At 43.9% G+C, this 9551-nt stretch carries 9 protein-coding genes; all 9 read right to left on the bottom strand.

Going from position 1 to position 9551, the window contains the following annotated elements; all coding sequences use genetic code 11:
• Nucleotides 1-111: 111 nt before the first annotated feature.
• The 9 genes from tsf to PG418_RS03605 all read right to left on the bottom strand — a co-directional run bounded on the left by tsf (nt 112) and on the right by PG418_RS03605 (nt 9484).
• Nucleotides 112-1044, bottom strand: coding sequence for a translation elongation factor Ts (gene tsf, locus PG418_RS03645; protein WP_044999250.1), 933 nt, complete (start codon nt 1042-1044; stop codon nt 112-114).
• A gap of 45 nt (nt 1045-1089) precedes the next feature.
• Nucleotides 1090-1833 carry a 30S ribosomal protein S2 gene (gene rpsB / locus PG418_RS03640; protein WP_044999249.1) on the bottom strand — a complete coding sequence of 248 codons (744 nt, stop codon included), beginning with the start codon at nt 1831-1833 and terminating at the stop codon, nt 1090-1092.
• A 187-nt stretch (nt 1834-2020) separates the two neighbouring features.
• Nucleotides 2021-2158: a hypothetical protein gene (locus PG418_RS03635; RefSeq protein ID WP_008375213.1), complete on the bottom strand. Its 138-nt coding sequence runs from the start codon at nt 2156-2158 to the stop codon at nt 2021-2023.
• A gap of 53 nt (nt 2159-2211) precedes the next feature.
• Complete coding sequence (locus PG418_RS03630; protein WP_055155563.1) at nt 2212-2619, bottom strand: GerW family sporulation protein; 408 nt, start codon at nt 2617-2619, stop codon at nt 2212-2214.
• A 36-nt stretch (nt 2620-2655) separates the two neighbouring features.
• Complete coding sequence (locus PG418_RS03625) at nt 2656-3771, bottom strand: DUF2953 domain-containing protein (protein WP_368276420.1); 1116 nt, start codon at nt 3769-3771, stop codon at nt 2656-2658.
• Entirely contained in the window at nt 3768-4094 is a 327-nt protein-coding gene (locus PG418_RS03620; RefSeq protein WP_368276419.1) for a hypothetical protein, read from the bottom strand. Before PG418_RS03620 ends, PG418_RS03625 begins: the two co-directional genes overlap by 4 nt.
• A 20-nt stretch (nt 4095-4114) precedes the next feature.
• A complete protein-coding gene (locus tag PG418_RS03615; RefSeq protein WP_498837084.1) occupies nt 4115-5512 on the bottom strand; it encodes a peptidoglycan D,D-transpeptidase FtsI family protein in 1398 nt (465 codons plus the stop codon).
• Between the two features lie 16 nt (nt 5513-5528).
• Entirely contained in the window at nt 5529-7061 is a 1533-nt protein-coding gene (locus PG418_RS03610) for an FtsW/RodA/SpoVE family cell cycle protein (RefSeq protein ID WP_498837075.1), read from the bottom strand.
• Nucleotides 7062-7069: 8 nt separating this feature from the next.
• Nucleotides 7070-9484, bottom strand: coding sequence for a U32 family peptidase (locus PG418_RS03605; RefSeq protein ID WP_368276417.1), 2415 nt, complete (start codon nt 9482-9484; stop codon nt 7070-7072).
• Between the last annotated feature and the right edge of the window lie 67 nt (nt 9485-9551).

The raw sequence follows: 9551 nt of genomic DNA, 5'->3' as shown, positions 1-9551 counted from the left end.
TCCCCAATACGCAAAAAAACCTTGAATCATCCCATTTTCATAGGAAATTCAAGGTTTTTCGTTGATTTACATGATAATGATACGGTTCAAATTCTTATGCGAACTGTAAGATTATGCGTTCATCTGAGCTGCAACTTCAGCTGCAAAATCTTCATTTTTCTTTTCAAGACCTTCACCTGTCTCAAAACGAACGAATTTCTTCAGAGTGATAGTTGTTCCGTTAGCTTTTCCAACTTCGTCAAGGTATTTAGCTACAGACTGTTTTCCATCTTCAGCTTTTACATATACCTGATCTAACAGACAGATTTCCTTCATCTCTTTGTTGATACGTCCGGAAATCATTCCCTGGATAACCTTTTCCGGTTTCTGAGATTCTTTCGGGTCGTTCATGATCTGAGCAAGAAGAATTTCTTTCTCATGTGCGATGTAATCAGCATCTACGTCTGCCTGGCTTACATACTTAGCATTTAAAGCTGCTACCTGCATAGCTACGTTTTTCAGAGCTTCTTTAACAGCGTCGTTAACAACTGCTGTATCAGCTTCTACAAGAACACCGATACGTCCGCCACCGTGGATGTAAGATACTACACAACCATCTGTAACGATCTTTTCGAATCTTCTGATGCTGAGCTTTTCTCCGATTACAGAAATCTTTTCTGTAAGTGCATCGTTAACTGTCTTAGAAGCATCTTCGTTCCAAGCTTCAGCCATGAATCCTTCCATATCTGTAGCTTTTGTAGTAAGTGCCTGATTAACAACTGCTTTTACGAATGCCTGGAAATCAGCGTTCTTAGCAACGAAGTCTGTCTCAGAGTTAACTTCTACGATAGCTGCTGTCTTATCTTCTTTAACGTCTGCCATAACAATACCTTCAGCTGCGATACGTCCGGCTTTCTTAACAGCCTTAGCTTCGCCGTTCTTTCTGAGGTATTCGATTGCTGCATCCATATCTCCGTTAGATTCGTTCAGAGCTTTTTTGCAGTCCATCATACCAGCGCCTGTCATTTCTCTTAATTCTTTTACCATGCTTGCTGTGATTGCCATGATTTTTTCCTCCATCTTTCAATATGATCTTTTGGATTGTTCGAATTATTCTTCTGTTGTTTCTTCAGCTGTTTCTACGTCTTCGCCTTCGTAAACTTCTTCTGCTTCGCCCTGGTTTGCTTCGATTACAGCATCAGCCATCTTAGATACGATAAGTTTTACAGCTCTGATAGCATCATCGTTTCCTGGAATTACATAATCAAGTTCTTCCGGATCACAGTTTGTATCAGCAATACCGATCAGCGGGATTCCAAGTGTGTGAGCTTCCTGAACACAGATTCTTTCTTTCTTAGGATCTACTACAAAGATAGCATCCGGGATTCTCTTCATTTCTTTGATTCCGCCAAGGTTCTTTTCAAGCTTTTCCCATTCTTTCTTGATTTCGATAACTTCTTTCTTCGGCAGTACATCGAATGTTCCGTCTTCTGACATAGCTTCGATTTCTTTCAGACGAGCGATTCTGCTCTGGATTGTCTTGAAGTTTGTAAGCATTCCTCCAAGCCATCTTTCGTTAACATAGTACATTCCGCAACGTTCTGCTTCTGTCTTGATAGCGTCCTGAGCCTGTTTCTTTGTTCCTACGAAAAGGATCTTTCCACCTTCTGCTGCGATGTCAGATACTGCCTGGTAAGCTTCATCTACTTTTCCTACAGATTTCTGAAGGTCGATGATGTAGATACCATTTCTTTCTGTGTAGATGTACTCTGCCATCTTAGGGTTCCATCTTCTTGTCTGATGTCCGAAATGAACACCTGCTTCTAAAAGTTGTTTCATTGAAATAACGCTCATGTTTCTTTCCTCCATTGGTTTTTTACTTCCGTGTGCTTATGTCCGCGAACCATGCTTGTCAGCTTTGGCACCACCGGGATAAACCACACACGTGTTTTTTTGCAACGTTAGCATTGTATCACAAAAGCCCTGCATACGCAAGGCTTTTTTCAGGGTTTCCCCTGCAGGTTCTCATATTTTTTCAAAATCAACAGCAAAAAAGCTGATATCCGACAAGGAGGCACAGCAGAACGATCAGAATTCCGATAAATATGCTCGGAATGAACATCATGATCACCATACCAAGTGCCACAAAAAACAGTGCAAAACCAAATACCCGTTTCATCTTCGTTCCTGCTTTTTCCTCTTTTACAATAAATATATGCCAGAAACCTACGTCTATTCCTGATTTTCCGGAGAATCTGCTTCATTTAACAGATCTGCCACATCCTCTTCGGTCATTTTATCCTCAGATGGGGATTTAAAACGGTCGATCACATCCGGGACCATATCCAGGATCTTGGTCATGGTATCCTGATTCTTGATGTTGACCAGTCTGGTTGTTCCGTTCTGGATCACAAGCACCGCACTCGGGATCATCTTTCCGCCGAGTCCGCCGGCTCCTCTGTCCTTTTTGTCCGCATGAAATGCCCCTGCTCCGATTGCAAAAGATACATCAACAAGCGGAAGAATGATCGTATCTCCGATGTGGATTGCATCTCCTACAACGGTTTTGGATGATACCACACCGTTCATCCCCTTAAACAATGCATCTACTGTCTCTTTAAACTGATTATCTACTGCCATTTTTTCGATTCCTCCTGTTATTTTCTATCAAATGCTTTACCATTTAAACTCCCTGATATCATGGTAAGTGCTGCGGATATTCTTATCCAGCAGCATCTTTGCTGCAAATACTGCCATATGAACTGTTCTTAGTCTTCCTTTTACATAAACGGAACCTTCCAGTACCCGCTTTTCAAAATCCAGTTCCAGATCCATATTTTCTCCGATAAATGCATAAAACATTCCACAAAGTGCCAGTACCTGTCCGGTATGGTAAGGATCTTCAAAACCGAAATGCAGTTTTACGCGAAGCTTTTTCGGCTTCAGAAAACGCTTCACCCAGACCAGTTCCTTTTTGCCACGTGCAAAAGCTGCTTTATGATTTTCCTGTTCCAGGAACTCCAGAATTTTATCTTTTTTATCTGCGATATTTTTTATTTTATCACATAAATTCTTCCATGTACATTTGATCTTTTCCAGGATCTCACGAAGCTTCTGACTGAGCTTTCGGATCAGTTTTCCAAATGCTTTGACTGGTTTCTTCCGCTTTCGTGGAGTTTTGTGAGCCTTTCCGAATCCTCTCTCGCCATGAACATCCTTTTTTTCTCTGGATTCACTTTCCTTTTCCGGTGTAGCATTCTCTTCTTTTTTTTCTGAAAATGTTTTCACCTTCGTGTCAGGACTTCCCTGTGTTTCTGTTTTGGACTTCTCATCTTTCACGTCCGTATGCTCTGGCTTTGCATACGTTCCGCTTTCGGCTCTCTTTTCCGGCAGCGTCTGCGGCTTCTTTACATCTGCCGCATCATTTCTTTCTGCCGTTCTCTCACTGGCCTTCTCCGCACCGGCTTTTTTTCCGCCATCCGGCTTTTTCTCCTTCTTTCTCACCGGTTTATCTTCCGCTTCCAGAACATCTCCCAACTTCTTCCAGGCAATCCGCCCCTGCCATTTCACATCGCCGTTCCGATACTCCACTCTTCCTGCAATCAGATGAAGCAGCCATGAAATCTTAAGATTCCCCTCTGCATCTTCCAGCTTCCCCGGAAACTCGGCACGCAGTTCATACCTCAGCGGTACAAAGAGAAGGACACCGATCACAAGTAGCAGGATTCCAAGAATCACCAGAAGAAGAATCCCGATAATCTTCAAAATCAATCCAATGATATGTAGAATCATGCTTCTTCCCTCTCCCGCTCTCTGATGTAGGACCGGATATCCAGATCCCCTGTTTTTTCATAAACTTCCTTCGCGATCTCTTCTACCAGATACAGCGCATCATCATATCCGCTTGCAAGACCAACTGCGAAAATATCATCATCGATCACACTTCCCTGGCGGAACATCAACATCGAATAAAATTCCAGCTGATTTTCCCCTTCTTCGATCAGTGCGATCACATAAGTATTCAACGGATATTTTTTTTTATTCAGTTTTGCAATCACTTTTTCTTTCTTTTTTGCCATGCTCTCACTGACATAAAGATTTTTGTAAAACCTCATGTGCGCTGTCTCCCCGACCTTTAATTATTATAGTAAGAATCAAACACCTGCTTTGCGACACTGACACCAGTAATGGTCGCCGTATCCGCATCCTCGACACAGACGCTGATCGCCAGCTCCGGATTATCCATATTGGAAAATCCGACAAACCAGGAATGTACTGTATTTCCATCTTCACTGACCTCAGCAGTTCCGGTTTTTCCTGCCACTGTATAAGACGCACCTGAAAGCGCAGCTCCGGTACCATAATCCACAACCGCCTTCATGTATTCCGTAAGCTGTGCAGCTTCAGATGATGTCATCAGCTCTTTGTAGCTTTCCGGCATATATTTTTTCACCGTTGTGCCTGCATAATTTGTAATCTTGTCCACCAAATACGGCTTCATCAGCTTTCCACCATTTGCGATCGCCGAAACGAGCATCGCCATATGGTACGGACTGACCTGTGTCTTTCCCTGACCAATTGCAGTCATCATCGTATCTGCATCTCCTGCATCTGTTTTCAGGCGGAAACTGCTTTCATTATATTTCACATCACCCGGAAGCTTGCTGTTAAACAGCATCTGTTTGGCAGTCTTTCTCCATTCTGCCTTATCCAGCTGCAGCCCGATATTTGAAAACGAAGAATTGCAGGAATTTGCAACCGAATCCGTCAGATTCTCTTCCCCATGGGCAGTGCTGTTATAGCAGTGGATCGTTGCCCCATTCTGTGAGAATTCTCCGTTACATTCAAACGAATAATTGTTATAATCTGGATTCTGCCGCATAAAAGCAAGTGTTGTCACCAGCTTGAATGTCGACCCCGGTGTATACTGTCCAAGTGTAGCCCTGTTAAGAAGCGAACTGTTCTCGTCATTGTTCAGTGCATCCCAGTTTTCCGAAACATTATTCGGATCAAAAGACGGCTTCGATACCATTGCCAGGATCTTCCCTGTACTTGGCTCCATCACGACAACTGCACCTTTGTTATCTCCCAGTGCATTATATGCTGCATTCTGCAGGTTCGCATCCAAGGTTGTGACCACCGTATCTCCCGTATTCTTCTGGTCTTTAAATTCATTCGCCAGCTTTTCCAGGAAAAAGGCATTTGAAGTCAGAAGATTGAAATTCTGTGAGGATTCCAGTCCGGATTTTCCTTTTGCGGCATATCCGACAACATGTGCAAACACTTCTCCTTCCGGATATTCCCGTGTTTCCGATCCATCGTCATTTGTCACAGTCTGTGCAAGCACTTCTCCATTTTTATCTGTAATACTGCCACGCAGCACACGGTCCGCAAGAAGATCCTGACGGATATTGTACGTGCTGTTGACAACCTCTTTACTTTTTACCACATTAAAATAAACCAGATATCCCATCAGTACCAAAAACAGTGTTACAAAAATATAAGTAACTCTCGTCAGTTCTTTATTGGTCATCTGCTTCTCTTTTTTCTTACTGGCTCCGCTTCTTTCTGCCTGTGTTTCTTTCGGACGCCGCTGTCCGTTTTTTAGGCGGCTGCGTTCGGCCTTTTTCTTCGGTTCGCCATCCGTTCGTCTGCTGCGGCTTTTCCCTTCTGCCTTCTTCTTTTGGTCGTGATATCCGCTCTCGTCTGGCAGGCTCTCCAGCTGCTGATCCAGATCTGGAAGTTCGTCTTCTCTGTAATTTTTTTCTTTCAATGTCTTCTTCCTCGTCTTCTCTTAATACATACAGTCCCTGAATGATCGCAAACATAATGATCGTACTGAGGACGGAGGTTCCACCGTAGCTTACCAGCGGAAGTGTCACTCCGGTAGACGGAATGAACTTTGTCACTCCTCCGATCGTCAGAAATGTCTGAAAAATATAACAGGTTCCAAGTCCCAGTGCCACCAGTTTATAAAAGCTGTCCCGAAGCTGCATCGCAATATTCAGAAACATCATATAAACACTGACACATACCAGGATCAGACCAAGTGCAAAAATCAGTCCCATTTCCTCCGCAATTGCCGAAAAAATGAAATCTGACTCTGCAACAGGTATCTGATCTGCCGCCCCTTGAAAAAGTCCCATTCCAAACCAGCTTCCTGTGCCGATCGCCATCAAGGATTGTGCCACCTGATAACCACCTTCATTGTAAACGGTAAATGGATTCTTCCATACCAGTACACGCACACGGACGTGGTTAAATAATTTATATGCCACAACTGATGCCCCACTTCCTGCAATCAGTCCGACAAGTACATAAAGCGGCTGTCTGCTTGCCACATAGAGCATCACCAGATATACAGCAAAAATGATCAGCGCCGCACCAAGGTCTTTTGATACAACCAAGATCAGCACATGCATTGCTGCCACTGCCGTTGTGATCACAATATTCTTAAATGAAGTATCAGTCTTCAGACTCGCCGCAACGAAAAATACAAAAATGATCTTCACAAGCTCAGATGGCTGAAGGGTAAAACCTCCGATTGCAACATTCAGCATCGCTCCTCCAGTCACACGTCCTACAATGATGACGACCCCAAGCATTACAACACCTGCAATTGCATAGAATATTTTCCATTCTGACAGAGCTTTTACCTTCCGGATGATGACCGGGATCACAAGACTTATCGCTACAGATGCACTGACAATGAGGAACTGCTTTACCGCAAGCGAATACGAAAGTCTGGTGATCATAATAAAGCCGATTGCCATCAGCATACACATATTATTTACAACCAGCCGCGACACCCGCGGGTAAATTATTGTATACAGCAAAATGACCGCCAGAAACAGTACCACCTGCATCCCGTAAAATCCGATCATTTTTGTTTCATTTGTCTGCAGATACATCACCAGAAATGCAATCATATGAAGCAGAAACATCAGCACATTCTGCTTTCTGAAAATACTTCTCTGTGTATACTCATCTGTGTAATTAAATACTGCAAAACATTCAAATGTATAGACCAGCATCAGGGCTATCATCAGATATTTTGACAGCTCTACAATTATATTGATCAAAATTCCACCTACTTTATTCCTCTTTTCCAGTGTCCCCTGGTGTACGTTCCCTCCGGAAGCTCTTTTCCTTCAAAATACGCACTTAAAATCTGCCTTACCTCCTGCTGCCTTTCAGTAGTAAACATCAGTCGGATCCGCCCAGGACCGATCTGATATACCTCTTCCATCCGGTCTCCCAGATATAATGGCACATAATTGTAAAGGATATTATAACAATAATCACATTCATTTTTTACCACAAATGGATTACGATATCTGTCAGTTATTGTCGTCTGTCCGGATTTTTTCAGACATCCTCTGGTCGTTTTCTGAATACATCCTGCAGATATCATCATCGGAAGATAACCATATACGATCACTTCTCCATCCTTTACCCGGAGATCCTGGAGTTCTCTTTCTGTCAGTTCCACGGGCGCTGTAAATTCAAAAACTCCCTTTTCCTTCCAGAATTTCCTGCTTTCCTGATTAAATTCATACAGATTGTAATCGGTCATAATCCTTCCGGTATAACCATGCTCTTTCAGAAACGCAAAACTTTCATAATTGGCGATCAGAATGCCGTCCCATCCGGCTCCGAATATCCGGTTATATGCAGCTTCATACTGTTTTCGGGTTCTTTCCCGGAAAATATACGGCATGACCAGATAAATTTCTTTCCCTGCTGCATGTACTTTTGTAATCCACTCCACATAGCTGTCCTTCTCCCAGATGCGAGGGAACATGGTACAATCCACATAGATTCTTCCGATTGCTTCTTCTTCCAGAATCACTTCCATCTGTTCTGCGGTTCTTACCGATGCCGTCCATCCGGAAAGTACCTCTTCTTCCATTGAAAGCTCTGTCTTATCTTCTTCCGGATCTTTCACTTCACCACTTCTTCTGTATTTCTCACAGAGCACTTTTTCCAGTGTCTCCAGTGCTTCCCTTCGAAGTTCGTTCAGACTCTGCATTGGAAGAAATACTTTTTCTCCGATCTCGACCTTTAAAAAGGAAAATTCAAATTCCGTATTTCCCGTCTTGCGCAGCTGCTTTTCAATCCGCTCTCTGCTCATCGGCTGGCTCAGTGCTTCCTGTGCTTTTTCACCGGCAACCGTAATCTCGGCATCCCGGCACTTCACCGTAAGCGTTGCCTTTTCCTGCGGATACAGCCGGAAAGTTCCGCAGATCCGTTCTTTTATTTTTCCATTTACAAACTCTTCACGCAGCGTGTCAATCAATGTGCTGTTTCTTGTACGCATCCAGATTTCATCCCTCTTGAACGGGGTATCTGCAAATACCAGGATCTGCACATTCATTCCTTTTCTGACTGCATCCTTACAGGTATAATTATCTGCTTTTTCCCTGCCTTTGCGCATCGGGAGTTCAATAATATCCTGCGGATACAGGTCTGTCAGTGCTTTTGCAGTCACATTTCTGCCTTTTTTAGCAAGTACCTTTACTGCCGGCACTCCTGCATGGTTCGGACGGTTTAAGGAAATCATCTCCCGTCCATTCTGTGTATGATAATAACCCGTATGGAAACCGCCACGGTTATAGAGATCCAACAGCATCTGCCGATCCTCCTCGCGGACACGGTATTTCTTCATCGCATACGCTGCCGGATCCTCTTCTGCCGGACATTCTTCGTAATATTTCAGATAAAGATCGGCATATTTCCGGTACTGGAAAGCGACTGCTGCCGCATACTCCGGCTTCTTCATCCGGCCTTCAATCTTGAAAGAATAAATCCCGCTCTCGATCATCTCCGGGATCAGTTCCAATGTACAGATATCCTTAAGACTCAGCAGATACTGTGGTCTCTTTGCTTCCGGTGTCCGGTAAAGCAGTCTGCACGGTTGTGCGCACTGTCCACGGTTGCCACTTCTGCCGCCGATAAAACTGCTGAACAGGCACTGACCGGAATAGCAATAGCAGAGTGCACCATGTACAAAGCTTTCAATCTCGAGCTCTGTCTCATCGGCAATCTTCTTCACCTCTGCCATACTCAGTTCTCTGGATGTAACAATCCGCTGTGCACCTTCCTTTTCCAGAAACTTCGCCCCATCCACTCCCGTAAGCGTCATCTGGGTACTTGCGTGGATCGGAAGATCTGGAAAATGCTTCCGGATAAAACGGAAGAGTCCAATATCCTGCACGATCACCGCATCCAGCCCCTGCCGGTAATAAGGGAGCAGATAATCATACATCTGTTTTTCCATCTCACGGTCTTTGATCAGTGTATTCACGGTCAGATACAGTCTTCTTCCATGCAAATGCACATAATCAATTGCCTCTAAAAGTTCTTCCTCCGTCAGGTTATGTGCATAAGCACGTGCCCCGAAAAGGGCTCCCCCTGTATATACCGCATCAGCTCCTGCTGTAATTGCCGCTTTCAGGCACTCCATACTCCCTGCCGGTGCAAGGATTTCAACTCTGTCTTTCATATAACTCCTCTATCTTTAAATAACCTGTATACAAAGCCCCTGTGTTGCAAACATTTCTCTTTGTATA

The organism is Bariatricus sp. TF06-38A (assembly GCF_027690675.1).
Classification (GTDB): Bacteria; Bacillota; Clostridia; order Lachnospirales; family Lachnospiraceae; genus Allocoprococcus; species Allocoprococcus comes.
The sequence above is the reverse complement of the archived record's forward strand: the minus strand, read 5'-3'. Positions and strand labels throughout refer to the sequence as shown.

What these genes read in the sequence shown, in the direction of transcription:
- rpsB (WP_044999249.1), bottom strand. Translation starts at nt 1,833, where the DNA reads ATGAGCGTTATTTCAATGAAACAACTTTTAGAAGCAGGTGTTCATTTC.
- tsf (WP_044999250.1), bottom strand. Translation starts at nt 1,044, where the DNA reads ATGGCAATCACAGCAAGCATGGTAAAAGAATTAAGAGAAATGACAGGC.
- PG418_RS03635 (WP_008375213.1), bottom strand. Translation starts at nt 2,158, where the DNA reads ATGAAACGGGTATTTGGTTTTGCACTGTTTTTTGTGGCACTTGGTATG.
- PG418_RS03625 (WP_368276420.1), bottom strand. Translation starts at nt 3,771, where the DNA reads ATGATTCTACATATCATTGGATTGATTTTGAAGATTATCGGGATTCTT.
- PG418_RS03620 (WP_368276419.1), bottom strand. Translation starts at nt 4,094, where the DNA reads ATGAGGTTTTACAAAAATCTTTATGTCAGTGAGAGCATGGCAAAAAAG.
- PG418_RS03605 (WP_368276417.1), bottom strand. Translation starts at nt 9,484, where the DNA reads ATGAAAGACAGAGTTGAAATCCTTGCACCGGCAGGGAGTATGGAGTGC.
- PG418_RS03615 (WP_498837084.1), bottom strand. Translation starts at nt 5,512, where the DNA reads ATGACCAATAAAGAACTGACGAGAGTTACTTATATTTTTGTAACACTG.
- PG418_RS03630 (WP_055155563.1), bottom strand. Translation starts at nt 2,619, where the DNA reads ATGGCAGTAGATAATCAGTTTAAAGAGACAGTAGATGCATTGTTTAAG.